General features: G+C 72.4%; 23 protein-coding genes and 2 riboswitches. Of the genes, 7 read left to right on the top strand and 16 right to left on the bottom strand.

The window, feature by feature from the left end; translation table 11 throughout:
• Window position 1: 1 nt before the first annotated feature.
• A complete protein-coding gene (locus BV907_RS07620) occupies window positions 2-1,015 on the bottom strand; it encodes a hypothetical protein (RefSeq protein WP_077489132.1) in 1,014 nt (337 codons plus the stop codon).
• Between the two features lie 226 nt (window positions 1,016-1,241).
• Here BV907_RS07620 and BV907_RS07615 point away from each other — a divergent pair, with 226 nt between their 5' ends.
• Window positions 1,242-1,772 (top strand): ferritin, encoded by a 531-nt coding sequence (locus tag BV907_RS07615; RefSeq protein ID WP_077489131.1) that lies wholly within the window; start codon window positions 1,242-1,244, stop codon window positions 1,770-1,772.
• Between the two features lie 51 nt (window positions 1,773-1,823).
• Here the strand turns inward: BV907_RS07615 and BV907_RS07610 are convergent, their stop codons facing one another.
• The 4 genes from BV907_RS07610 to BV907_RS07595 form a co-directional block, all read right to left on the bottom strand.
• Entirely contained in the window at window positions 1,824-3,311 is a 1,488-nt protein-coding gene (locus BV907_RS07610) for a YibE/F family protein (protein ID WP_342745531.1), read from the bottom strand.
• A gap of 1 nt (window position 3,312) precedes the next feature.
• Complete coding sequence (locus tag BV907_RS07605) at window positions 3,313-4,422, bottom strand: GNAT family N-acetyltransferase (RefSeq protein ID WP_077489130.1); 1,110 nt, start codon at window positions 4,420-4,422, stop codon at window positions 3,313-3,315.
• A gap of 8 nt (window positions 4,423-4,430) precedes the next feature.
• A complete protein-coding gene (locus tag BV907_RS07600; RefSeq protein WP_077489129.1) occupies window positions 4,431-5,816 on the bottom strand; it encodes a glycine--tRNA ligase in 1,386 nt (461 codons plus the stop codon).
• Between the two features lie 78 nt (window positions 5,817-5,894).
• Window positions 5,895-6,869 carry a DMT family transporter gene (locus tag BV907_RS07595; protein WP_077489128.1) on the bottom strand — a complete coding sequence of 325 codons (975 nt, stop codon included), beginning with the start codon at window positions 6,867-6,869 and terminating at the stop codon, window positions 5,895-5,897.
• 22 nt (window positions 6,870-6,891) lie between these two features.
• Between BV907_RS07595 and BV907_RS07590 the strand changes: the two genes are divergently transcribed.
• Window positions 6,892-7,176, top strand: coding sequence for an RNA-binding S4 domain-containing protein (locus tag BV907_RS07590; RefSeq protein WP_077489127.1), 285 nt, complete (start codon window positions 6,892-6,894; stop codon window positions 7,174-7,176).
• A 105-nt stretch (window positions 7,177-7,281) separates the two neighbouring features.
• Here BV907_RS07590 and BV907_RS07585 read toward each other — a convergent pair whose 3' ends face one another.
• Window positions 7,282-8,010 (bottom strand): alpha/beta hydrolase, encoded by a 729-nt coding sequence (locus BV907_RS07585; protein ID WP_077489126.1) that lies wholly within the window; start codon window positions 8,008-8,010, stop codon window positions 7,282-7,284.
• Window positions 8,011-8,107: 97 nt separating this feature from the next.
• On the opposite strand from BV907_RS07585, the gene BV907_RS07580 reads away from it, so the two are divergent.
• Window positions 8,108-8,995 (top strand): SGNH/GDSL hydrolase family protein, encoded by an 888-nt coding sequence (locus BV907_RS07580; RefSeq protein WP_077489258.1) that lies wholly within the window; start codon window positions 8,108-8,110, stop codon window positions 8,993-8,995.
• On the opposite strand, the gene metX is transcribed toward BV907_RS07580, so the two are convergent.
• The 3 genes from metX to BV907_RS07565 form a co-directional block, all read right to left on the bottom strand.
• Window positions 8,992-10,134, bottom strand: coding sequence for a homoserine O-acetyltransferase MetX (gene metX, locus BV907_RS07575; protein ID WP_077489125.1), 1,143 nt, complete (start codon window positions 10,132-10,134; stop codon window positions 8,992-8,994). The genes BV907_RS07580 and metX overlap by 4 nt on opposite strands.
• Window positions 10,135-10,218: 84 nt before the next feature.
• A riboswitch (SAM riboswitch) is annotated at window positions 10,219-10,331 on the bottom strand.
• A gap of 80 nt (window positions 10,332-10,411) precedes the next feature.
• A complete protein-coding gene (locus BV907_RS07570; protein ID WP_077489124.1) occupies window positions 10,412-11,656 on the bottom strand; it encodes a type II toxin-antitoxin system HipA family toxin in 1,245 nt (414 codons plus the stop codon).
• Window positions 11,653-11,907, bottom strand: coding sequence for a helix-turn-helix transcriptional regulator (locus tag BV907_RS07565; protein WP_245827844.1), 255 nt, complete (start codon window positions 11,905-11,907; stop codon window positions 11,653-11,655). The genes BV907_RS07570 and BV907_RS07565 overlap by 4 nt, the downstream gene beginning before the upstream one ends.
• Before the next feature lie 167 nt (window positions 11,908-12,074).
• Here BV907_RS07565 and BV907_RS07560 point away from each other — a divergent pair, with 167 nt between their 5' ends.
• Complete coding sequence (locus BV907_RS07560) at window positions 12,075-12,713, top strand: VOC family protein (protein WP_077489122.1); 639 nt, start codon at window positions 12,075-12,077, stop codon at window positions 12,711-12,713.
• An 80-nt stretch (window positions 12,714-12,793) separates the two neighbouring features.
• On the opposite strand, the gene BV907_RS07555 is transcribed toward BV907_RS07560, so the two are convergent.
• The gene (locus BV907_RS07555; protein ID WP_077489121.1) at window positions 12,794-13,594 is read right to left on the bottom strand and encodes a CPBP family intramembrane glutamic endopeptidase; all 801 of its coding nucleotides are present in this window, start codon (window positions 13,592-13,594) and stop codon (window positions 12,794-12,796) included.
• A gap of 50 nt (window positions 13,595-13,644) precedes the next feature.
• Between BV907_RS07555 and BV907_RS07550 the strand changes: the two genes are divergently transcribed.
• On the top strand, window positions 13,645-14,322 hold the full coding sequence (locus BV907_RS07550; protein WP_077489120.1) for a histidine phosphatase family protein: 678 nt from the start codon (window positions 13,645-13,647) through the stop codon (window positions 14,320-14,322).
• A gap of 60 nt (window positions 14,323-14,382) precedes the next feature.
• Here BV907_RS07550 and BV907_RS07545 read toward each other — a convergent pair whose 3' ends face one another.
• From BV907_RS07545 to BV907_RS07525, 6 genes are all read right to left on the bottom strand, one after another.
• Complete coding sequence (locus tag BV907_RS07545; protein ID WP_077489119.1) at window positions 14,383-15,645, bottom strand: amidohydrolase family protein; 1,263 nt, start codon at window positions 15,643-15,645, stop codon at window positions 14,383-14,385.
• On the bottom strand, window positions 15,642-16,796 hold the full coding sequence (locus BV907_RS07540) for an NAD(P)/FAD-dependent oxidoreductase (RefSeq protein WP_077489118.1): 1,155 nt from the start codon (window positions 16,794-16,796) through the stop codon (window positions 15,642-15,644). Before BV907_RS07540 ends, BV907_RS07545 begins: the two co-directional genes overlap by 4 nt.
• Before the next feature lie 62 nt (window positions 16,797-16,858).
• Entirely contained in the window at window positions 16,859-17,713 is an 855-nt protein-coding gene (locus BV907_RS07535) for a F510_1955 family glycosylhydrolase (protein WP_077489117.1), read from the bottom strand.
• A 63-nt stretch (window positions 17,714-17,776) separates the two neighbouring features.
• On the bottom strand, window positions 17,777-18,247 hold the full coding sequence (locus BV907_RS07530) for a DUF2269 domain-containing protein (protein WP_217697901.1): 471 nt from the start codon (window positions 18,245-18,247) through the stop codon (window positions 17,777-17,779).
• Window position 18,248: 1 nt separating this feature from the next.
• A complete protein-coding gene (locus BV907_RS18805; protein WP_175637409.1) occupies window positions 18,249-18,401 on the bottom strand; it encodes a hypothetical protein in 153 nt (50 codons plus the stop codon).
• Between the two features lie 196 nt (window positions 18,402-18,597).
• On the bottom strand, window positions 18,598-18,999 hold the full coding sequence (locus BV907_RS07525) for a DUF305 domain-containing protein (protein ID WP_342745529.1): 402 nt from the start codon (window positions 18,997-18,999) through the stop codon (window positions 18,598-18,600).
• A 767-nt stretch (window positions 19,000-19,766) separates the two neighbouring features.
• Window positions 19,767-19,920: riboswitch (cyclic di-AMP (ydaO/yuaA leader) on the top strand.
• 72 nt (window positions 19,921-19,992) lie between these two features.
• On the opposite strand from BV907_RS07525, the gene BV907_RS07520 reads away from it, so the two are divergent.
• Together BV907_RS07520 and BV907_RS18800 are read left to right on the top strand one after the other, a co-directional pair.
• Window positions 19,993-20,637 (top strand): M23 family metallopeptidase, encoded by a 645-nt coding sequence (locus BV907_RS07520; RefSeq protein ID WP_139346662.1) that lies wholly within the window; start codon window positions 19,993-19,995, stop codon window positions 20,635-20,637.
• 466 nt (window positions 20,638-21,103) lie between these two features.
• Window positions 21,104-23,671, top strand: a 2,568-nt coding sequence (locus BV907_RS18800; protein WP_245827843.1) for a DUF6531 domain-containing protein, incomplete at its 3' end; no start/stop codon positions are given.

Below are 23,671 nucleotides of genomic sequence, written 5' to 3'. Positions count from 1 at the left end.
CTCACGCGACGGGCCGTTGGACTTCCCACGCCTCGCTGCCCGGCCCCGCGATCGCCTCCATGACGCTCTGGGGGAGCGTGAGGACCGGCCCCTCCTCCCCGGTGGACGTCGCGGCGGACACCGGCTCCCCGGGGCGCCAGTGGTAGAGGTGCGTGCTGAGCGGCGCGGCCTCGTCCAGGGCGAGGATCCCGTGGAGCTCTATCATGGAGCCGAGGTGCGCCATGGTCGTCTCCTCGGTCACCGTCTGGAACGTGATCTGCCGCAGGGCGGGCACGCCGAAGAGGATGCCGAGCGGTCCGGGCTCGATCCCGATGGCCTCCATGAGCCGGTCGGGGTAGGCCAGCCACGAGGCCTGGCGGGGATGCTCCGACTCCAGCAGGACGACGGCGGCGCCGTCCTTCGCATAGGCCGTGGGCCTGCCGATACCGGCGGCGAACAGGTTCTTCTCGGCAGCCGCCCACGCGGCCTCGGGACCCCCGGCCTTGGCCAGGTGGATGTCCGCCACGAGCTTGGACGTCTGGCCATGCCGAAGGGCGAGCACGAGCGGGAGGCCGCCGATGCGGCGCGCATAGGTGTAGTCCTCGGCGAGGCGGTCCTCGGTGATGCGCGCGGTGAAGCGGGGGAACAGCCGGTCCCGCAGCGCCTGGCCCGCGTAGCCCAGGCTGGCTCCCTGCTCCCCCGCGCTCAGGGCGGCGCCGATGAGCTCCCCGACGTAGTCCTTCGCGAGCTGGGCCCACTCGTCCTCGGGCGCAAGGGCAGCGAGGCGCTCGAGCGAGGCCGTCCCCAGCTGTGCGCCCGAGCCGCGGAAGGGACCGCCCGTGACCTGGAGGTGGTCCCCTCGGTCGGCCGACCGGAAGCCGAGCGCCCGGACCGCGTCGGCGCAATGCTCCCTCAGGGCCGCCAGGTCTGCCTCCGAGAGCTCCCGCGGGTCACGAACGCTCCCCCGCCCCGCGCCTCGCGGGACGCTCCCCGCGCCGTCCGGCCGGACCGCCCTGAGCCGTGCTGCCTTGCCCATCGTGCTCCCCCTCGTGAACGACGGGCCGGCCCCGTGCCGGCCCGTGGCGTTGACGCTACGCAGGGCCGCCGACGGCCGGAAGGCGCCCGCCGTCGTCTGTGGACAGACCTCCGCCGGAACCGCGCAGATCCGCGGGACGGGGGTCGGCCTGTGGAGGGAGAGTGGGCCGTCACCAGGGCGTGACGAGGTATCGCCTGCGGGGAGCAGCCGGGCCTAGCCTTGGGGCATGAGCACCTTCACGGACCTCCTGTCCTCCCAGATCAAGCACGAATTCGCCGCGTCCCAGCAGTACATCGCCGTGGCCGTGTGGTTCGCGTCCCAGGACCTCCCCCAGCTGGCCCGACACTTCTACCGGCAGTCGCTCGAGGAGCGCAACCACGCCATGATGATGGTCCAGTACCTCATCGACCGGAACCAGCCGATCACGATCCCCGGCGTCGATCACGTCCGGAACGACTTCTCCGCCGCCACGGAGCCCCTTGCCCTGGCCCTGGCGCAGGAGAAGGAGGTCACCGATCAGATCGAGGCCCTGTTCCGGGCGGCCCGCGAGGAGGGCGACGCCCTCGGCGAGCAGTTCATCCTCTGGTTCCTCAAGGAACAGGTCGAGGAGGTCGCCGCCATGACCACGCTCCTCAACGTGGCCGAGCGGGCCGGGGACAACCTGTTCGACCTTGAGAACTACGTGGCCCGCGAGCGCGTGGGCGACGGCGGGCGGCGCGACTCCGGCGCCCCCTCCGCCGCCGGCGGGACGCTCTGACCCCACTCTCGGACTCCGCGACTCGCGGACTCCGCGCTCTGACGCCTTGGCTCAGCCGTCGGCGCGCCGGCGGCCCCGGCGCGTCGGCAGCGGCTCTCCGGCACCGGCATGCGCCTCCGCGGGGACGGCGGCACCGGAGGTCCTGCCCTCGGACGTGCCGTCTGTCCACCGATCGTCGTCGGCTCCAGCCCGCTCCACGGCGGCGAGCCGCGCGGCCTCCGAGGGCGCCCCGCCGGGGAGGCCGGCGATGCGCGCCGCCCCGGTGGCCTTGACGACGGCGACCGCGACCGCCGTCGTCATCGGGATGGCGAGCACGAGCCCGACCGAGCCCACGAGCGTGCGCACGACCTCCTCGGCCAGCTCTGTGCTCGTGATGGCCTCGAGGAACGGGCGGTCGTAGAGCATGACGATGATCAGCAGCGGCAGGGCAGCGCCGGCGTAGGCGAACGCGATGGTGTACACGGTCGAGGCGATATGGTCGCGCCCGATCCGCAGCGCCGACGAGAAGAGCTTGCGGGCCGGCGTGTGCGGGGCGAGCTCGTAGAGCTCCCACACGGCGGAGGACTGGGTGATCGTGACGTCGTTGAGCGCGCCGAGGCCCGAGATGATGAGCCCCGCGAGGATGATCCCCGAGATCGAGATGTTCCCGCCCATGTTCACGAGGCTCGCCGCGTCGTGCCCTCCGGTCCCGGTCAGGGCCGCGGCATCGGTTGCCCACGCCGAGAGCAGGGCCGTGACGACGAGCCCGAAGATCGTGCCGAGGAGCGCCGTGGACGTCCGGGCGGAGAGCCCGTGGGCGAAGTACAGGACGCCCATCATGATCACGGTCGAGCCGACGAGCGCCAGCGCCAGGGGCGGCTTGCCCTCGACCAGCCCGGGCAGGACGAAGCCGACGAGCACGGCGTAGGCCCCGCCGAGGCCCAGGAGGGCGCGCAGGCCGCGCCAGCGCGCCACGGCGACGACGACGACGGCGTACAGCCCGGCGAGGAGCAGGATCGGGACGGTGCGGACGAAGTCCGTGAAGACGTACGCCGGCGACCCGTTCTGCCCCGCGCCCTGCTGGCTCTGGATGCCGGTGAGGTTGAGGTACCGGATTCGGTCCCCTGGGTTGACCCCGCGGGATGCCACGACGTCCGGGTTGAGCGCGACGCTCACCTCGGGCCCGCCGGCATCCGGCTGGGTCGAGGCGAAGCTGCACTGGGAACCCGACGGGGCGGGCGTGCCGGACGGCGAGGACGACGGCGCGCCCGAGCAGGACCCGGCGCTCACCGCGCGCACCGTCCCGGTGTCCATCGAGACGCCCTGCGCGACGGCGTAGGGATTGGACAGTTGCAGGCCCGATCGGTCTCCCGAGGGCCACAGGGCGATCATGGCCACGAGCGTCGCGAGGCCGAGCGGCACGAGGACCGCGGCGAGGATCCAGGTGGCCCGACGGCGCGCGGCCGCCGCGGCGGGGGTCGCAGCGGGCCCGCCCCCGTGGCTGTGCCCATGCCCGTGGTTGAGGATGTCGACGTCCCCGTGGCTGTGGCCTGCGCCCACGTCAGTCCCCGACGACGAGGGTCTCGGGACCGGCCTGCCAGGCGCGGCCGTCGGCTAGCAGAGGGGCGACGACGGCGGCGAGCGCCGCCATGGAGTCGTCCACCTCGAGCCGCACGGGGTGCTGGTAGGCGATGAGCGCGAGCAGGCCGCGCACGGCGTCCTCGGCCTCGCCTCCGCCGAGCCGCACCTCGTGGCCGAGCATGACCTCGGAGGGCTCCTCGCCCGCCGCGGCGGACGGCCCGGCGTAGCTCACGGCGAAGGCCCGCAGACGCCCCTTCTTCGAGGGGAACACGCCGGTGCCGAAGGCGCTCGCAGCGGGCTCGCGCAGAACGACCGCCCCGTGGGCGCCAGCGGCATCGGAGAGGAAGAGCTGCTGGGCCCGGCCGACGCTCAGCGGGGCCGGCGGGTCCCACGCGTGAACGGCGGTGTAGTACCGCCCGACGGCGTCGGAAAGCTCGACCGAGCCGGTCGCGAGGTCCTCGACGAGGGGCTTGGTGTCCCCCGCGTCGGTCCCGTCGCCGAGCACCGGCAGGCGCAGCGCGCCCGGGGAGACGACGACCTGGCGGGAGCGCTGGAGCACGCCGAAGCCGCGCGCCGCGGCGAACGCCTCGCCCGCGCTGCCGGCCGGCACCTTCGAGCGCAGCCGGGCGCCGCCGGCAGTGCCGTTGCCGGCAGTGCCGTTGCTAGCAGTCCCGTCGCCAGCCGTGCCGGACGACGGCGCTGCTGCCGCCGCCTCCCGCAGACGCCGCAGGATCTCGGTGCCCACGCCCCGCCGGCGGTGGTCCCGCGCGACCTCGACGTAGGCCCAGAGCCGCTCGGGGTGCAGGGCCGAGGAGAACACGACGCCCGCGGCGACGGGAATCCCCTCGTCCTCGGCCACAACGCAGCGGCGCCAGACCCCGCTGGCCGGGGCGTGCCCGCCGACGCCGTCGGGCCGACCGCCGTCGGGCCGGCCGCCGTCGTGCCGGCCGCCGTCGTGCGCGACGGGGTCAGCGTCCGGGGCGAGCGCGCCGCGGAACTGCGCCGCGGCCGGGCCCTCGGGGTCACCCCAGAGCTGGATGAGCAGTTGGTCGTCGCCCTGGCGCCAGGGCCGGTAGCTCAGCTCCGCCATGGGCCGCCTCAGGCCCCGATGAGGCGCGTGGCGAGGTAGCCGGCGACCTTGTCCAGGGAGACGCGCTCCTGGGACATGGTGTCCCGCTCGCGGATGGTCACGGCCTGGTCCTCGAGCGTGTCGAAGTCCACCGTGATGCAGAACGGCGTCCCGATCTCGTCCTGGCGGCGGTAGCGGCGGCCGATCGCGCCCGCGTCGTCGAACTCGATGTTCCACTGGCGGCGCAGCTCCGCGGCGAGGTCGCGGGCCTTCGGCGAGAGATCCTCGTTGCGGCTCAGCGGCAGCACCGCGGCCTTGACGGGGGCGAGGCGCGGGTCGAGGCGCAGCACGGTGCGCTTGTCGACGCCGCCCTTGGTGTTGGGCGCCTCGTCCTCGGTGTAGGCGTCGACGAGGAAGGCCATCATCGAGCGCGTGAGGCCGAAGGACGGCTCGATCACGTATGGGATGTAGCGCTCGTTCGTGGCCTGGTTGAAGTAGTTGAGCTCGTGGCCCGAGGCCTTCGAGTGGCTCCCGAGGTCGAAGTCGGTGCGGTTGGCGATGCCCATGAGCTCGCCCCACTCGGAGCCCTGGAAGCCGAAGCGGTATTCGATGTCGATCGTGCCGGCAGAGTAGTGCGCGCGCTCGTCCTTGGGGACGTCGAAGCGGCGCATGTTGTCCGGGTCGATGCCCAGGTCGACGAACCAGTTCCAGCACTCCTCGACCCAGTGCGTGAACCACTCGTCGGCGTCGGACGGGGCGGTGAAGTACTCGATCTCCATCTGCTCGAACTCGCGCGTGCGGAAGATGAAGTTGCCCGGCGTGATCTCGTTGCGGAACGCCTTGCCGATCTGGCCGATGCCGAACGGCGGCTTCTTGCGCGACGTTGTCACGACGTTGTTGAAGTTCACGAAGATGCCCTGCGCCGTCTCGGGGCGCATGTAGTGCAGGCCCTCGGCGTTGTCCACGGGGCCGAGGAAGGTCTTGAGCAGGCCGGAGAACATCTGCGGCTCGGTCCACTGGCCCACCGTCCCGCAGTCCGGGCACGGGAGGGACTCCATGCCCTTCTCGGGCTGGCGGCCCTTCTTGTGCACGTAGGCCCCGATCAAGTGGTCCTGGCGCTGGCGCTTGTGGCAGGACAGGCACTCGACGAGCGGGTCGGTGAACGTCGCGACGTGGCCCGAGGCCTCCCACACCTGCTTGGGAAGGATCACCGAGGAGTCGAGGCCCACCATGTCCTCGCGGCCGCGGACGAAGGTCTGCCACCACTGCTCCTTGATGTTCTCCTTGAGCTCGACGCCGAGGGGGCCGTAGTCCCAGGCGGAGCGGGAGCCTCCGTAGATCTCACCAGCCTGGAAGACGAATCCGCGGCGCTTGGCCAGGGAGACGATCGAGTCCAGTGGGGTCTTGGGTGCCAAGGGGTGTCCTCCGTACTTTTCGGGGCCGCTGGATGCGGTCCGCCTCGTGTGCGTGTTAAGAGTACCGGCGCCCGGGACTCAGCTGGGCCGGAGCCACCGCCGGTTCCAGGGGAGTGTGGCCAAGACCATCGCCGCGAGCGTCGCCACGGTGCCGATCACCGTGGCAGGGGCGACGACGGAACCCGGCGCCGGGACGACGACGTCGAGCGCGAGGGAGCCGAGCAGCTGGCCCGCGATCATGCCCAGGCCGGTGAGCAGGACGCCGATGTGGCGCACGAGCACGGCGGCCGCGGCGATGAAGACGATCCCGAGCGGGCCGCCCAGATAGTACCACCAGTCGGCGGACTCGGCGGGCAGGGGGCGGCCCGTTCCGGCGGCGAGCGCCTTGACACCCCATGCGAGGGCCAGGCCCGCCGTGCCCGAGGCGAAGTTCATGAGCGTGGCCGTGAGCGGACTCCTGTAGGCCATGGCGCTGGCGCCGTTCATGGCCGACTGGAAGCTCTGCGAGAAGCCGCCGGCGAAGGGCAGGAGCACGAGCGCGAGGAGGGCGCCGACGTCGATCGCGCTGAGCTTGGGCGTCACGGCGTACGCGACGGAGGCGAGGGTCAGGAGGGTCGCCGCGAGCCGCATGCCCGTGAGGGGGCGCTGCCGGCCCTGGGCGAACCCGGCCCGGTCCACGAGGAGCCCGCTCACGGTCTGGCCGGTCACGGCCGCGATCGTGAAGACGGCGATCCCGAGCACGCCGACGGTGACGGACTGGCCGATGACGAACAGGGCGCCGCACAGGCCGGCCCCGAGGTACCACCAGGGGATGCCGCCCTCGCGCACGGCGGGGGCGATCCTCCGCGCGCCCGCCCGGCCGGAGGGCAGGAGGGCCGCGAGCACGAGGAGGACGACGAGGCCGGTCGCGAAGCTCGTCAGGGCGGCGGCGATGCCGTCGTCGAGGCGGAGGCCGAGGGCACCGTTGATGCGGCCCTGGGCCGGGATCGCGACGCCGGCGACGACGGCGGCCACGAGTCCCGCGGGTGCGGGGAGGCGGCGCGTCGGGGTCACCCGCCTAGCCTAGAGTTGCACCATGGCCCCTCGCGAATCCCGACCCAGCAGCCCCTCCGACGTCCCCGGGCCGGGCGGCGGGGGCGATGGGATCGACGAGGTCGAGATCCGCGAGGGCACCATCCGCCTCGGCCAGGTGCTCAAGCTCGCCTCGCTCGTCGAGGACGGCGTTGAGGCGGCGGACCTGATCCGCCACGGGCTCGTCAAGGTCAACGGTCAGATCGAGGAGCGCCGCGGGCGCCAGCTCGCCGTCGGAGACGTCGTCGAGGTGGGCGGGCGCAGCGTGCGGCTCGTCCCCCGCGGCTGAAGCCCCGTCCGGACCTGCCAGCCCTCCCCCCACACAACGCCGCATCGCAACACGCTGCTATCCGGGACGGAGAGCAGCGTGTTGCGATGCGGCGTTGGAGGTGGGTCAGCGCGCCCGGCCCGCGAGCACGGTCATCTCGAGGAACTCCTTCACGTGGGCGATCTCGGGGCCGCTGATGCTGTGCGCGATTCCCGGGTAGGTGACCTTGGTCAGGTTCACGTGCCCCCGCACCCAGCCCATCGTGTACTCGATCTTGTCGGCCGTGATGATCGGGTCGGCCTGATCGCGGCCCCAGAACATCGGCAGCGAGCCGTCGAGCTCGCCGTCGCGGAAGTAGCCGTAGTCGCTCCCGGCCCCGGCGGATGCAGGGTCGATGGCGAAGCCCGAGAGGCCCACGACGGCGGCGAACTCGCCCGGGCGGCGGCGGACGAGGGATGTTGCCATGGCCATGCCCATCGAGAACCCCAGGAGCGTCACGGAGGTGTGCTGGGCCTTGACCTTGTCGAGCCAATCGAGGACGTAGTCGGTTGCGGCCTCGACGGCGCCGAGCGAGAAGTCGTTGGCGGCCATGAGCGGGAACCACTGGTAGGCGCCGGGGGCGAGGACCTGCGGGGCGCGGAGCGAGGCCACCGCGAACTCGTCCGGGAGGTAGCCCGCGAGGCCCATGAGGTCCGCCTCGTTGGCGCCGTAGCCGTGCAGGAGCACGAGGAGCGGCGTGCCCGCGCGCTCCTCCTCCGGACGGCTCCACACGGCGTGGTGCACCGGGACAGGGGAGGGCGAGGACTCCGAGGGGAGGGACTGGGGACGGGCGTCGGCGGCGGTGGCGTCAGTCATGCGTTCCATTCTTGCACGCACTTGAAGCTTCAACCATGGCCGATCCAGCCCGATTGCCGAGGACCCCCCGCCGTCGCACAATGAACCCGTGAGTAGCATTTCTGACGCGGGCAGCCCCGGGTTCGACGCCTCCACGGACGGGCTCCGCCATCCGTGGCACCGCTACGTCGCGCTCGGCGACTCGTTCACGGAGGGCATCGGGGACCCCGATCCCGAGCACCCCGGCCAGCACCGGGGCTGGGCGGACCGCCTGGCCGAGGAGCTCGCCCACGGCGTGGACGACTTCGCCTACGCGAACCTCGCCGTCCGGGGGCGGCTGCTCGCCCGGATCATCGACGAGCAACTCGAGCCCGCCCTGGAGCTGCGCCCCGACCTCGTCTCCGTCTCGGCCGGGGGCAACGACCTGCTCCGGCCGGGCAGCGATCCTGACGCCCTCGCGCTCAGGCTCGACGACGCCGTCGGCCGCATCGCCGACGCCGGGGCGACCGTCCTGCTGTTCAACGGGCCGGACATCGGCTCGACGCCCGTGCTCGCCGCGCTCCGCGGCAAGGTCGCGATCTACAACGAGAACCTGCGGGTCGTGGCGGCCCGGCACGATGCGATCGTCGCCGACATGTGGGCGCTGCGACAGCTCTCGGACCCGCGCATGTGGGACAGCGACAGGCTGCACTTCTCGCCCCTCGGCCACCACACGATCGCGATCATGGCGCTCGACGCCCTCAACGTGAAGCACAGCCTCCAGCCCATGGAGCCCAAGCCGGTGCCCACGCGCAGCTGGCGGGAGGCGCGCACCGAGGACCTCGTGTGGGCGCGCGAGTACTTCGTCCCCTGGGTCATCCGGCGGCTGCGGCACCAGTCGAGCGGGGACGGGATCTCCGCGAAGCGCCCGACGGCGGAGCCGGTCTTCGGCGCGGGTGCCCCGCTCGGCACGGGCGCGACCGTCGACGAGACCGTACCCGGCGAAGACGCGGCCCCGGCGGCCTAGAGCGTGAAGACCCGCCGGCGCAGCTCGCCGCCGAGCTGGCCGATCTCGGTCAGGAAGCCGTCGTGGCCGATCTGCGCGTCGATCGCGTGCACGGGCACCTCGCCCGGCAGGGCGCGGGCGAGCTCGTCGCTCTGCGCGGGGAAGTAGAGCCTGTCCGAGTTCACGGACGCGAGGAAGAATTCGGCCTTGGACGCCGCGAGGGCCCGGGCCACCCCGCCGCGGCCCCGGCCTACGTCGTGGCTCATGAGCGCCTCGGTCAGGGCCACGTAGCTGTTCGCGTCGAAGCGGCGCACGAGCTTTGCGGCCTGGTGGTCGAGGTAGCTCTCGACCTGGTAGCGGCCGCGTGCGGCCGCGCCGCGCGGGGCCTCGAGCGGGTTCTCGGCGCCCTGGCCACGGCGGCCGAAGCGGAAGTTGAGCTCGGCCTCCGAGCGGTACGAGATGTGGGCGATGCGCCGCGCGAGGCCGAGACCGGCCTCGGGCGCCGGGCCGCCGTAGTAGTCGCCATCGCGGTAGGCCGGGTCCTGCCGGATGGCGAGGAGCTGGGCCTGGGCGAGGGCGATCTGCTCCGCCGTCGAGTAGGCGCCGATCGCGACGACGACGCAGTGCGCCACGCGGTCGGGGTACGTCGCGGCCCATTCGAGCGCGCGGGCGCCGCCCATCGAGCCCCCGACCACGGCGTGCCAGCGGCGGATGCCGAGCCTGTCCGCGAGGCGTGCCTCGGCCCGCACGGAGTCGCGGATCGTGACGAACGGGAAGCGGGAGCCCCACGGGGTCCCCTGCGGGTCGGGGCTCGCCGGCCCCGTCGAGCCGTAGCAGCCTCCCAGCATGTTGGCCGAGACCACGAAGTACTTGTCCGTGTCGACGGGCTTGCCGGGTCCCACGAGGGCGTCCCACCAGCCCGGCTCGTCGCCCTGCCCCCGGGCCACGTGCGTGTCGCCGGTGAGGGCGTGCTGGATGAGGACGGCGTTGGAGGCGTCCGCATTGAGCGTGCCCCACGTCTCGTACGCGAGCTCGACCTCGGGCAGGGCACCGCCGGCCTCGAGCTGGAGGGCGCCCACGGCCACGGTCCGGAGCACACCCTCGAGCAGGCCCTCGCGAATGCTGTCATCCTGGATCTGCTGGCGGTCGACGATCGTCATGCGGCGAGCCCCTCTGCAGGCTCCGCGTGGATCTGGCGGGTTCCGGAGGACCGTACGGGGGTGGCTGACAAAGCAGTCTCCTTCGTGCTGCGCTTGGCCGGCGGCTCTCGCCGGCCCAGGTCCTCACCCGGGGCACCCCACCGCATCAGGAGGGTTGCCGGCCAGCAAGCCGGGGCTTCGTGCTGGCACTCATGACCTACTGGCGAGTGTACGGGCGGGCTCGAGCGGCCGGGCAACTGTGTGACAGTCTGTGAACCCTGGGGCCCCACTGCGCTCCCTACCCCTCCATGAGCCGGCGCCGGTGGCGCAGCTCCTTGACCCACGCGCGCGTCTGCGCCGCCGCGAACGGCGAGGGCCCGCCGTCGGCCGCCTCCAGGGCCGCCACGAGCGGCCCCGCAGCCCGCAGCGCCGCGGCGAGCACGCCGTCGGCCGCCCGCGCCGGGAGGCCGAGCCCGACGGCCCACGCGAGGAAGTGCCGCCGCGAGATGCCCGTGCGCTTGCCGCCGAGCGGGAGGGCGAGCGACTTGTCGCCGTAGGGGACCGTCGAGGGAATGTCGTAGACGGGGGCGACGCGCCACTCCCCCGGCGGCTCGCCGAGGGCCTCTGGCGCGGCGCGCACGAGCGAGACGTTCTTCGCATGCAGGTCGCCGTTGCCCGTGAGCCACGCGAACGCGCCCTGGAGGGCGAGGTTGCGCAGGGCCGGCAGGGGCGCCCCGCATCGGTCGGCGACGGCGCGGCACAGCTCCTCGTAGGAGACGTTGTACTTGTCCGCCGGGTACAGCCCCAGCAGCTGGGAGCCGTCCTCGACCGCGAGCCGCACGGTGCCCGCGGCGCCCTGCAGCGGGGGCCTGTCGAAGCGCTCGACGAGCAGGCCCGCCCGGCCCGCGACGTCGTGGACGAGCAGGACCGGGCTCACCGGCACGCGCAGGCGGGCGGCGAAGCGGTACATGAGGTGCTCGTTCTCGACGACATGCGGGAACTCGGGCGCGTTGAGCTTGAGGATGTAGCGGCGCCCCGCCTGGGCCGCGGGCAGCGAGATCATGCCCGCGCTGACCTTGTCCTGGATCCCGGCGAGGGCCTTGGGGTCCACGAGGGTGGGGTCGTCGATGAGGGCGGCGAAATCGGGGGGACGGCGCGGGTCGAGCTCGACGGCGTGCTCGGGGCCGGTCGCGGCGCCGTCGGCCCTGAGAGGCTCGCCGTGCGGGACGATCTGCACGTCGCCGACCGGGTCCGAGCCGGCGGCCATGAGGAGGCCGAGCTCGTCGTCGGCGCTCGTCTTGACGGCGCGCCGCAAGGAGGCGAGGCGGCGGCCCTCGGGCAGGAGGCCGGTGAAGAACGCGGGGACGGCGCCCGCGCCCGTGTCGACCGGGCCGGGGCTGAGCGGGAGGGTCGTCGCGACGGGCGGGCCGCCCGCGGCGAGGTAGGCGGGCAGGTAGGTGAAGCGCGTGCCGCCCTCGTGCCGCTCGAGCCGGGCGGCGAGGACGCCGGCCTTGTAGACGTCGGCGATGCGGCGGCGGGTCACCGGGGCTCCCTGCGCCGGACGGCGAGCCCGAGGCCCAGCGCGTCGAGCACCGCGAGGAGCGTGTCGAGCTGGATGGTCGGCTTGGCCTGCTCGACGAAGCGCACGAACCGCTCGCTCACCCCCGCGAGCTCGGCGAGGTCGCGCTGGCTCAGCCCGAGCGCACGACGCCGCTCGCGCACCTCGGCGGCGAGGGCGCGCCCGGCGTCTGGGTCGCCGCCCGGAGCCGGCGCGGGCTTTGGGGGGATCGGCACGTTCATTCCGGTTTCCAGCCTGAGGGCGGGGACGACGTGAGTCAAGCCACTGTCCGCTCCCGTCAGCGGCACGTTCGTGCCGGTGCCGGTGGGAGGCGCTCTGCCCCGCCGCAGAAGTTAGCCCACCCTAAGCTGAGGCACTGGTCACAAAGTGGCACCATGACGATATGCGTATGGACCATGTTTCTTATGCCTGCGAAGCGGACGGTCTGCTGGCCACCACGGAGCGGATCGCCAACGCCCTCGGAGTCGAGGCCGTCAAGGGCGGGGTCCACCCGCGTTTCGGTACCCGCAACATGATCATCCCCCTCACGGACCACCACTACCTCGAGGTCGTCGAGGTCCTGGACCACCCGGCGTCGGACAAGGCGCCGTTCGGCCAGGCTGTCCGCGCCCGCTCGGCAGCCGGCGGCGGCTGGATGGGATGGTGCGTCGAGGTCCAGGACCTCGCGCCGTTCGAGGAGCGCCTCGGACGCGAGGCCGTCCCCGGGAACCGCAAGTTCCCGGACGGGCGCGAGCTCGTGTGGAAGCAGATCGGCATCCTGGGGCTCATCGCCGACCCTCAGGTCCCGTACATGCTCAAGTGGGAGGGCGACCCGACGCTCCACCCGTCGAACGCCTACCCGGCCACCGTCAAGGTCAGCAAGCTCACGATCGCCGGCTCGGCCGAGCGCGTGACGGAGTGGCTCGGCGAGCCGGTCGAGAAGCCGCTCGAGGACGTCGACGTCGAGTGGGTCGCCCCGAAGGGCACGCCCGGCATCATGAGCGTCACCTTCGAGACGGCGGACGGCCCGGTCACGATCTGACCACTCAAGCGAGGGGACATGACCCCTCAACGGGGCCTTCCCGTTGAGGGGTCACGTCACTCTCGTTGAGCGGCCAGATCTCACCCCAGGCCCATGGCCTGGCCTGCGACGCTGAAGCCCACGAACGCCACGATGTCGAGGAGCGCGTGGGCGATCACGAGCGGCATGACCCGCCCGTACCGCCGGTAGGCCCAGCAGAACACGAGCCCCATGAGGGCGTTGCCCACGAACGGGCCGATGCCCTGGTAGAGGTGGTAGCTGCCGCGCAGCAGCGCGCTCGCGGCGATCGCCGCCGTCGTGCTCCAGCCGAGCCGCCGCAGCCAGCCGAGCAGGAACGCCACGACGACGACCTCCTCCAGCACCGCATGCCGCAGCGCCGAGAGGATCAGCACCGGCACGGTCCACCAGTGCGCGTCGAGGCCGCTCGGGATGATCGCCGTCGTGATCCCGAGGGCCCGCCCGGCCCAGTAGAGCCCGAGCGATGGGAGCCCGATCGCGAGGAAGAGCCCCGCTCCCCACATCCAATCGCGGCCCGGCTGCGCGCCGTCGAGCCCGAGCCGGCCGAACGGCGCTGTCCAGCGCAGCGGGGCGGCCGCCCGGCGCGACGCCTCGTCCCACACGAGGTACAGCACGAGGGCGACCGGCACGAGCGCGAAGGCGATGTCGAGCAGCTGGTAGGTGAGGTCGAAGTACTCGCGCTCGTTGAGCGACCGGTTGAGCGTGGACGTGCCCTGCGCGAGCGGCGCGCGCGTGGCCTTGTCGAGCAGCTGGACCATGGAGTACACGGCGGACTGGCCGAGCGAGAGGCCCAGGACGATCAGGAGCTGGGCGCGCCAGCGCGTGCGGGCGGTGGAGCGGACGACGGCGGGTGCTTCGGGCATGCGCCCATTCTCCCCTCCCGCGCTGGGAGCCTGCCCTACGCTGGGGTTCCATGAGCGCGCCCCGGCAGATCATCATGGTGCGGCACGGCCAGTCGGCCGCGAATGTTGACACGAGCATCTACGAGCGCGTGCCCGACTACCGGATCCCGCTGACCGAGCTCGGCAGAGCCCAGGCGCGCGAGGCCGGGAGGCACGTCCGCGAGCAGCTCGCGGGCGAGCGGGCGTGCGTCTACGTCTCCCCCTACCTCCGGGCGCACCAGACCCTCGAGGCCCTCGGCATCGGAGACCTGGCGGAGCGCATCATCGAGGAGCCGCGGCTGCGCGAGCAGGACTGGGCGAACTTCCAGGCGCCCGAGGAGATCGAGGAGCAGCGCAGGCTCAGGGACTCGTACGGGCACTTCTTCTACCGCTTCCGCGAGGGCGAGTCGGGTTCGGACGTCTACGACCGGGTCTCGAGCTTCATGGAGACCCTGTATCGGCACTGGGAGAAGCCCGACTACGCGCCCAACACCATCCTACTGACCCATGGCCTGACGATGCGCCTGCTGTGCATGCGCTGGTTCCACTGGACCGTGGAGTACTTCGAGTCGCTCAACAACCCCCACAACGCGGGCGTCCACACGCTCGTGCGCGAGCCCGACGGGCACTATGTGCTGGACCCGCCGTTCACCCAATGGCTCGAGCGCACCCCGGAGGACACGGTGCTCACGGCGGCGCCGCGACACTGACCCCGCATCGCAGGGACATGACCCCGCATCGCAGGGACGTGACCCCGGGTCGTGAAGGGGCTAGCGGACCCGCTGCCCCGCCCTCCACACGGCGTGCGTGAGCGGCATGCCCGGCCGGTAGGCCAGGTGCGTGGCCGAGGGCGCGTCGAGGAGCTGGAGGTCGGCGCGGTGGCCGACGGCGATCGAGCCCACCGCGCGCCGCCCGTCCGAGTCCTCGCCGACGTGCCGGCGCAGGGCGAGCGCCCCGCCGAACGTCGCGGCCCGCACGGCCTCCTGGACGGAGAGGCCCATCTGCAGGACGGCGGTCGTGACGCAGAACGCGACCGAGCTCGTGTAGCTCGTGCCGGGGTTGCAGTTCGAGGCGATCGCGATCTGCACGCCCGCGTCGAGCAGGCGCCGGGCGGGGGCGAGCGGGGCGCGCGTCGAGAGGTCGCACGCGGGCAGGACGGTCGCCACGGTGCCCGCGCCCTCGGACGACGACGGGCCGCCCCACCCAGCCCAGCTGTCCGCGAGCGCTTCGACGTCGCCGTCGTCGAGGAAGTTCACGTGGTCCACGCTAGCGGCCCCGACCTCGACGGCGAGCCGCACCCCCGGGCCGGGCCCGAGCTGGTTGCCGTGCACGCGCAGACCCAGCCCGGCCTCCCGGCACGCAAGCAGGACCCGGCGGGATTGCTCCTCGGTGAAGGCGCCGGTCTCGCAGAACACGTCGGCCCAGCGCACGTGCGGAAGCACTGCCTCGAGCATCGGCCCGCACACGAGGTCCGTGTACTCCTCGGCGTCCACGCCGGCCGGGACGAGGTGCGCGCCGAGGTACGTGGCCTCGTCGGCGAACTCGGCGGCGAGGGCGGCACTGCGCCGCTCGTGCTCGACGTCGAGCCCGTACCCCGTCTTCGTCTCGAGGTACGTCGTCCCCCCGGTGGCCGCCTCCGCGACGCGCGCGGCGAGCAGGCGCCGGAGCTCGCCGTCGGACGCGGACCGCGTCGCCGCCGTCGTGACCCCGATCCCGCCAGCGGCATACGCCTGGCCGGCCATGCGGGCCTCGAACTCGGCCGTGCGGTCGCCCGCGAAGACGAGGTGGGAGTGCGAGTCGACCCAGCCGGGCAGCGCGGCGCGGCCGGCGGCGTCGAACCGGTCGTCGGCGGCGGGGGCGGAGGCCGACGGGCCCACCCACGCGATCCTCTCGCCCTCGAGGACGACGGCGGCCTCCCGCAGCACGCCCGCGAGATCCCCGCCGGGGGCAGGGCCAGCGGGGCTCGCCTCGCCCGTGAGGTGCTGGGTGGACAGCTCCGAGATGTTGTCGATGAGGAGGGTTGAGGTGCTCACCCTCCGATCCTCTGGCTCCGCACGGAGAGCCGGTGCGGGTCGAGGGCCCGATCTGTCTTGGATACCGGATAGCTGCCGCTGCGGAGGGCCTCGGGCCCCGCGAGGAGCTGCCCTGCGGCGTCCTCGGCAAGGGCGGAGGAGGTCTGGAAGCCGTAGCCGCCCTGCCCCGCGAGCCAGAAGAAGCCGGGCGCCTCGGGGTCGAAGCCGACCACCGGGAGGCCGTCCGCGCAGGAGGTCCGCAGTCCGGTCCACGCGCGCACGATCCCCGTCACGGGCAGGTCCACGACCCGCGCGATGCGCTCGAGCGTGCGCTCGACGTCCCCAGGCCTCGGCGACGCGTCCTCGGCGCGGCTGGGCTCGGCCTCGGACGGGGACACGAGGGCGCCGGCCTCGTCGGGGCGGAAGTACCACGTGCCGTCCGCGGCGGCGACCATCGGGGTGTCGGGGTCGAGCGGCTCGGCGAGGCTCACGAGCGCGGCCGTGCGCCGGTAGGGCTGCAGGCCGAGGCGCTCGACGCCGAAGAGCACCGCGACGTCGTCCGCCCACGCCCCCGCCGCGTTGACGACATTCGTCGCGTGGAAGCCCTCCGCGCCGGCCCCGACGAGCCAGCCGCCGCCCACTCGCTGGGCCGTGTGCACGGGGCTGCCGAGGGAGATCATGGCGCCGGCGGCCCGGGCCCGGGACTCGTGGTGGGCCAGGAGGGCGGGCGCGTCGGTCCGGACGGACTCGGTGTCGAGGGCGGCCGCCTCGAACGCGCCCGGCCGCAGCTGCGGCACGAGGGCGCGCGCTTGGCCCGGGCTCAGGGCCTGCATGCCGCCGTGCGACTCGCAGTCGACGTCCTCGGGGGTGCCCACGAGCATGAATCGGCTGGGCCACGCGAGCCTCGGGCCCCCGGCGTCCGCCACGTAGCCCCCCTCCGCGACGAGCCGCGCCAGGGTGCGCCGCGTGAGCTCCTGCACCGGCGCCGGACCGAAGCTGGGGATGAGCTGCTGGGCCGAGCGCGAGGACGTGTGATACGCGAGCGTGGGCTCGGCCTCGACGAGCGCTACGCGGCACCGCCCGGCGAGCTCGGCCGCGAGCGAGAGGCCCGCGATGCCGCCCCCCACGATGAGGACGTCGAGGTCGTGGGTGCTGTTCGTCGTCGTTGACATGCGCTCACCCTATCGCCGCGCCGGCGCCGCCGGGGAGGCCATCGCCGGTCGGCGTGCCCGAGTCAGCCCCGGGGCGCGTAGGGCTCGAAGGATTTCCCTCCGTCAGAGGAGACGAGCAGTCCCTGGGCGGTGGCGGCCCAGACCGTGATCCCGCCCGAGGCGTCGGCGGTGGCGGTCATGGCCTGGACGCGGCCGTCGACCTTCCCCGCCCGTTTCCACGTGGTCCCGGCGTCGGCACTGGTGTACACGGTTCCATCCGGGGCGATGCCTGCCGCCATTGTGGGTGACGCGAGGGCCGCGAACTGGATCACGGGGGATCCGGAGACGAGCGCCCAGGTCCTTCCGGCATCATCGGAGCGCTGGATGCCCTCTACCGTGGTGGCCAGGACGGTGGGGGTGTCGGCCCGGCCTGTGAGGACGGCGGGTTCCAGCCCGTCGCCGATGGGGGTCCAGGCCTTCAGGTCGGTGCTGGCCTTGAGCTGCCCGTCGTATCCGACCACTCCTGTCTGGGTGACTGCTAGGGCGTGGAAGTCCGAGAGTCCTTGGTTGGAGAGCCGTTCCCAGGTCCTTCCCCCATCGGTGGAGCGCATCAGGCCGAGGGGGTTGGGCAGGGATGAGCCGGGGCCGGGGTGGCCGGAGGCATAGAGGGCCGAGGCGTCACCGGTGAAGCCCATGTAGTCGTTGGCCTCGCCGATCAGGGTCGGGGCGTCCCGGGTGTAGTCGTAGAGCCCGTTGTGGGTGGCCACGAGCACGGTGCTGCCGTCGGGCGCGGCGTAGACGCCGTGGGCATGGGCCGTCAGCGGGGCCGCCGCGCTCTGAGTGCCGACTGTGCCGCCGGAGGGGGCGCCGCAGCCGGCGAGCGCGAGGACGAGCACCGGGGCGGCGGCAGCGCGGGCGAAGGCAGGGATGCGTGGCAATCTTGCTCCAGATCTTCGAAGAGAACCGGGCGGTCGGAGGCCGAGCCGGTTCACGGACGGTGGCTAGGGGCGTCTGGCTCCGAGGCCTGTCGGCCCCTTGGGTTTGAAGACGGAGAGCCCCAGGGCGATAAGGAGAACAGCCAGGGCGGCCGAGGCGTGCAGGATGGGGGAGGCCGCGGACACGTCTTGGGCGGCCGGAGACTCGGCCATCCGGCGCAGTTCGGTGAGGGTGGGCATGTAGATCATGAGCACCGCGGCCGCCAGAAGGGTGATCGCGAGCTTGGCCAGCACCCAGTAGTGGCGCACGAGGCCCCAGACCGTGCCCAGGGCCTGGACGATGCCCGTCAGCAGGGCTGCGACGCTCAGCGGTACCAGGGCGAACCGGCCGATGGCCTCCAGCGCCGCGAACGTCCCGCCGCTCGGGCCGGCGGCGAGGGCAACGGCCAGGAACGCACCGACCGCGCCGATCCAGCCGACGGAGGAGGCCACGTGCACCGTCAGCGTCGCCTTGCGCCAGAGAGGGGGCAGCACCAAGTCATGCCTCCAACGCCGCTGAGACGCTGGGGGATGCCGGTGCCGACATGTGCCTCCCCGGGCCGTGCTGGCCGCCGCTGAGGATGGCCACGGCCACCAGCAGCACGACGACGGCGATGAACACCGCGGCGAAGACCTTCACCCATCGGGGCACGGGCGGTCGCCGGTACGGTCCCGGGCCGGCGTTGGGCCCTTCAGCCGCTGTGGGTCCAGGCCCAGTGGGGCTGCTGTCCATCGTGTCTCCTGACTGCACGTCGCCCGACGATCCGAGCTCTTGTGTACAGGGTGCCACGCATCCTGCCGCTTGGATGCCGGGAGCGGCCCAGGGTGTAGGGCCGCTCCCGGGCTGGTCAGAGTGCGGACAGGAGGGACTTCATCTCGGTGATCTCGGCCGACTGGGAGTCTGCGATGCTCTTGGCCAGTGCGACGGCCTCGGGGTTCTTCCCCTGCCCGGCCTCGGTCTCTGCCATCGAGATGGCACCCTCGTGGTGGGCGATCATCTGGGTCAGGAACAGCTGGGCTGCTGCCGAGCCGTCGAGGGAGTGCAGCTTGTCCATGTCGTCCTGGCTCATCATCCCCTCCATGCTGTGCCCGGCGGGGGCGGCGGCCGGCTGGCCCCAGGCGCTCAGCCAGGACCGGAGCGTTTCGATCTCCGGCTGCTGGGCGTCCTTGATCTTCTGCGCCAGCGCGGTGACGCGTTCGTCCACGCCGGTCTTGCCCAGGAGCGTCGGACATCTCCACGGCCTGCTCATGGTGCGGGATCATCATCTGCGCGAACATCACGTCGGCGTCGTTGAACGCCGAGTCCGAAGCGGCGGCGGTGGCGGGGGTGCCTGAGGCGGTGCCGTGGTCCATCCCCTGCATGCTGCCCGGGGAGGAGCAGCCAGCGAGGGCGAGCCCCGCGGAGAGGGCCAGGGCTGCGAGTGCGTGCTTGCGGTTCATGGTGGTGTGGGCTCTCTTTCAGCGCGCGGCAGTGCCGCGCGCGGATTCTTCGCATGGCGTGGGAGGCCGCCCGGGGGCGGTCCCGTGCCTACGTGCGGCTGATCGAGAGCTGGTGCAGAGAAGGAGCGGCGGCCGGAGGGCCCCGGTACAGCGCGGCCTCCGGGATGGCTCCGGCCGCAGCACCGGGCGGGGTGGAGTAGGGCAGTGCCGCCGGTCCGGCGGCCGGGGCAGGCGCCCCGGGGATGCAGGAGGCGCCGGCCTGGTGCTGGGGCAGTCTGGCAGGTTGTCGCAGGCCTCGGCAGCCCCTTGGGAGACCACCGCCACGGCCTTGGCGTGGCGGTGGTGGTGGAGGCCGTGCACTTCAGATGGGGCGCTCGGCAGGGCTCCGGAGCCGGAGGAGGTCGAGCCCCTCTCTCCCCAGAGCACCAACGGCCGGGACATCCTGGACATTCCGCCCGGGCCCGTCGGCACCGGGCACGACTGTAACGAATTTGTAACGAAGGATCGGGGCCCCTACGCTGGAAGGGTCGCCCAGTCCGGGGCGCACAGCGTCCCGTCCGCCGAGCCCTGCCGCCGGGTCCGCTCATCGCGTTGTCCTGGCAGGGGCGGGGGAACCAGCGCGCTTCGACTGCCGGAGCGCAGGGGTTAAGCGACCCGTCCCTACCGAGGGATGGCCGCCGGCAAGCTCTCTGCCGAACCCGTCAGCTAACTCCGCAGGCGCGAGAGGCCCACTCATGCTTTCTGCACGCCCGCGCGGCCGTCGCCGCGCTGATGCCCCACGTCCACTCTCCCGCCTGTTCCAGATGCCCACCCGCGCCGGGTCGTTGGCCCTCGCGGCGGGAGTCGTCGCCCTCGGCTCGGCGGTCGGCGCCGGCCAGGCCGCCGAACCTCATGAGGGCCAGCTGGCCGCCGCCGCCCCTGCCGCACAGACCGCCCCAGTGGTCGCAGGCTCGGAGGAGCTGACCTTCCCGCGCTCCGGCGTGGGCAGCGAGGCCGCCCCGGCCGCAGCGCCGGCACCGGTGGAGCCCGCCGGAAAGGCCTCAGCCCCCGCGCCGCCGGCAAAGGCCCTCGCCGCCCCGCTGGCCCAGCTGCGCCTGACGTCCCCCTTCGGCCCGCGGGCCAGCCCGTTCGGGGGAGCGGCGGAGATGCACACCGGAGCCGACTTCGGCGCCGGATGCTCCACACCGGTCCTAGCCGCAGGCGCCGGGACCGTCAGCGAGGCCGGCTGGCATCCCTACGGCGGGGGCAACCGGATCGTCATCGACCACGGGAACGGCCTGAAGACCACCTACAACCACCTGGCCAGCATCGGCGTCAGCATCGGTCAGGCCGTGGCCATAGGGCAGCGGGTCGCCGGGGTGGGCAGCACCGGGGCCTCCACCGGCTGCCACCTGCACTTCGAGGTACTCCTCGGGGGCCAGACGGTGAACCCCATGGGGTTCATCTAGTCCGGAACGGTCAGGCGCCTCCAAGGTGGCCTCCATCGAAGAACCGAGTGGGCCCGGCCATCGGCAAAGCGCCATCCGACGAACCCGAGTTCGGGTGGCTGGTCAGACATCTCATGTCGCTGGTGGGTCAAGGTGTGCCTCGTCCGCCACGCAATCACCCCACTTGCCGCCGGGTCCCGATGGTCGGGCCGGAGACCGGGTTCGTGGTTTGGCTCGAAAGAGTGTGGCATCAATGGATCTGGGCGCGATGTTCATGAACTGTGACGTCTGAAATCGAGTACATGATTTCCAAATTCAAGTAGTCATCCGCTCAATCCACCTCTGGTTTCCCGTGGACTTCGACCGTAGGCTCCGTCCAACTTTCTTGGCCTGTTCATTGGGGGGAACCGTGAAGCCGAGTCTTCGTCGTGTGTGGAAGGCCGCCAGAGTTGCTCTGACGGCGGTTGTCGCAGCGTGCGTGGGGCCTGTGGCCCTGATCGGCCTGGCGGGTCCGCTCCCGGTGGCGCAGGCAACGTCCGGGACGGTGATCACGAGCCAGACGCTCACGGCGAACACCACCTGGACCACGGCAGGATCGCCGTACTGGGTCCAGGACACGCTCAAGGTCGGTGCCGGGGTCAGGCTGACGATCGAGCCCGGCGTGGTGGTGAAGATCGGCAACCCCTCCAACTCCTACGGGAGCATCACCGTGGATGGGCAGTTGGCTGCCCTGGGGACCCCTGCTGCGCCGGTCGTCTTCACCTCCCACCGGGACGACTCGATCGCCGGGGACACCAACGGCGACGGCGGGGCGACGACCCCGGCCCGCGGTGACTGGTACCAGATCTACTTCAGCGACAAAGCAACGACCCAGTCGGTCATCGACCGGGCGATCGTCCAGTATGGCGGAGGAGGAGTCTCGGGCGTCTGCCACGCCTCCGCGGCAGTCAATGTCACAGGTCCGGCGTCGCTGTCCCTGACCAACAGCGACCTCAAGCACGCGATGAACTCGAGCCTGAGCACTGCCCCGGGGACCGGGACGGTCCGCGTCGCCAACAACAGGTTCTCCGAGAGCAAGTGCGCACTCAATGGTGACGCGGGGACCTTCACCGAGAACGTTTTCGAGTCGTCGCTCTCGTCCTTCTCGGCCAAGTTCATGCAGCCCAAATCGGTGAAGTTCTACGACAACTACGTCGAAAAGCCCGTCTACGCCACAGGAGGGGCAACCCGGGAGCAGCTCGACCTGAGAGGCAACACCCTGAACCAGGGGGTCTATAACTACTCGGGGACAACCCAGGACCCAAAGGATCTGGCCGAGAACTGGTGGGGCCATGTGGTGGACCCGGAGCCCTCGGGCTGCTGGGACTACACCGCGACGTATATCCCCGATGTGACCCACGCCTCGATCCCAGGCAGCGCGTGCTACGCCGAGTATGACCAGAGCATCACGGGGTACTTCACGAAGGTCCTGCCGGCGCTGACGGAGGCGCCGCCCATGCCCTCCGCCGGGATCAACGGGACCGGGACCTACGCCGGCCTGGTACCGGAGGGGCAGCTGTATGGGCCCGACGGAGGGTCCGAGTTCGCGGTGGCGCCGAGCGGGTCGATGGCCGACCCGGTCAACACCGCCACCGGCGCCCTGACCCACACCGAGACGGACCTGGGCATGGCCTCGGTGACCGGGAACCTGTCCGTGAACCGGTTCTACACCTCGGCCGACACGGCCGAGGGGCCGTTCGGGCGCGGCTGGAGCCTCGGGTACGACATCCGCCTCACCGTGGGCGAGGACGATGCCGTGCTCAAGGCCGGCACCGGCCAGCGCGTGCTCTTCACCGAGAACGCCGACGGCAGCTACACCGGCCCGCCCGGCGGCACGGCATCGCTGGTGCGGAACCAGGACGGGACCTTCACCGCCGTGACCCGCTCCGGCCTGACCCACGTGTTCGACTCCTCCGGGAAGCTCACCGCCCTCACGGACTCCTCGGGCCGCGGCCCCGCCTATGCCTACGACGCCGGGGGCCGGCTGACCACGGTCACCGACGGGGGCAGGTCGATCACGTTCACCTGGGACACCGCCGCGGGGAGGATCACCCGGGCGCAGACCTCCGCCGGGCAGGCCACCACCTACTCCTACACCGCGGGTCTCCTGACGGGGGCCACGAACGCCGCGGGGGGCACGACTGTCTACGCCTACGACGGCGGTGGGAGGCTGTCGGAGGTCACGTCCCCTTCGGGGCGGACGGTGGTGCGCACGGCGTACGACCCGGCCACCGGTCGGGTGAGCGAGCAGTGGGACGGTCTGGGCAACCGCTCCGTCTTCGGCTGGGACCCGGCCACCTCGACGGCGACGATGACCGACCCGAGGGGCGGGGTGTGGAAGGACGTCTACGTCGGCAACGTCCTGCTGCGCCGGGTCGACCCCACCGGGGCCTCGACGGGCTACGAGTACGACCCGCAGCTGCGCCTGTCCGCCACCTACGCCGCCGACGGCACCCGTACCGCCCTGGCCTACAGCCCGGCCGGGGACCTGAAGACCTTCCAGGGCAGCACCGGGACCGTGCGCAGCGAGTACAACACCGCGCACCTGCCCACCACCACGGTCAACGCCCGCGGCTACACCAGCACCCGCGGCTACGACGCGGCGGACAACCTCACCCAGCTCACCCGCCCCAACCCCGCCGGCGGCACCCTCAGCCAGTCCTATGCCTATGACGCGGCCGGGAACGTCACCTCGGCCACGGACCCGCTCGGCAACGTCACCGGCTTCGCGTACAGCGCCGAGGGGGACCTGACCCGGGCCACCTCGCCGCTGGGCTCTGCCCAGTCGATGGCCTACGACGCCGCTGGCCGGGTCACGGCCGTGACCAGCCCCCGGGGCAACGCTGCCGGGGCGGATCCGGCCCAGTTCACCTGGCGGTACGAATACGACGCCCTCGGCCGGCCCATCAGGGCCACCGACCCCACCGGGCAGTACGAGACCGTCGACTACGACGCCGACGGCAGGGTCACCAAGGCCACCGACACCAAGGGCCGCGCCACCACCTACACCTACGAC

The sequence above is a fragment of the Sinomonas mesophila genome (assembly GCF_001999765.1).
In the GTDB taxonomy this organism is placed as follows: domain Bacteria; phylum Actinomycetota; class Actinomycetes; order Actinomycetales; family Micrococcaceae; genus Sinomonas; species Sinomonas mesophila.
The sequence above is the reverse complement of the archived record's forward strand: the minus strand, read 5'-3'. Positions and strand labels throughout refer to the sequence as shown.

What these genes read in the sequence shown, in the direction of transcription:
- BV907_RS07620 (WP_077489132.1), bottom strand. Translation starts at nt 1,015, where the DNA reads ATGGGCAAGGCAGCACGGCTCAGGGCGGTCCGGCCGGACGGCGCGGGG.
- BV907_RS07615 (WP_077489131.1), top strand. Translation starts at nt 1,242, where the DNA reads ATGAGCACCTTCACGGACCTCCTGTCCTCCCAGATCAAGCACGAATTC.
- BV907_RS07605 (WP_077489130.1), bottom strand. Translation starts at nt 4,422, where the DNA reads ATGGCGGAGCTGAGCTACCGGCCCTGGCGCCAGGGCGACGACCAACTG.
- BV907_RS07590 (WP_077489127.1), top strand. Translation starts at nt 6,892, where the DNA reads ATGGCCCCTCGCGAATCCCGACCCAGCAGCCCCTCCGACGTCCCCGGG.
- BV907_RS07585 (WP_077489126.1), bottom strand. Translation starts at nt 8,010, where the DNA reads ATGACTGACGCCACCGCCGCCGACGCCCGTCCCCAGTCCCTCCCCTCG.
- metX (WP_077489125.1), bottom strand. Translation starts at nt 10,134, where the DNA reads ATGACGATCGTCGACCGCCAGCAGATCCAGGATGACAGCATTCGCGAG.
- BV907_RS07560 (WP_077489122.1), top strand. Translation starts at nt 12,075, where the DNA reads ATGCGTATGGACCATGTTTCTTATGCCTGCGAAGCGGACGGTCTGCTG.
- BV907_RS07555 (WP_077489121.1), bottom strand. Translation starts at nt 13,594, where the DNA reads ATGCCCGAAGCACCCGCCGTCGTCCGCTCCACCGCCCGCACGCGCTGG.
- BV907_RS07550 (WP_077489120.1), top strand. Translation starts at nt 13,645, where the DNA reads ATGAGCGCGCCCCGGCAGATCATCATGGTGCGGCACGGCCAGTCGGCC.
- BV907_RS07540 (WP_077489118.1), bottom strand. Translation starts at nt 16,796, where the DNA reads ATGTCAACGACGACGAACAGCACCCACGACCTCGACGTCCTCATCGTG.
- BV907_RS07525 (WP_342745529.1), bottom strand. Translation starts at nt 18,999, where the DNA reads ATGAGCAGGCCGTGGAGATGTCCGACGCTCCTGGGCAAGACCGGCGTG.
- BV907_RS07520 (WP_139346662.1), top strand. Translation starts at nt 19,993, where the DNA reads ATGCCCACCCGCGCCGGGTCGTTGGCCCTCGCGGCGGGAGTCGTCGCC.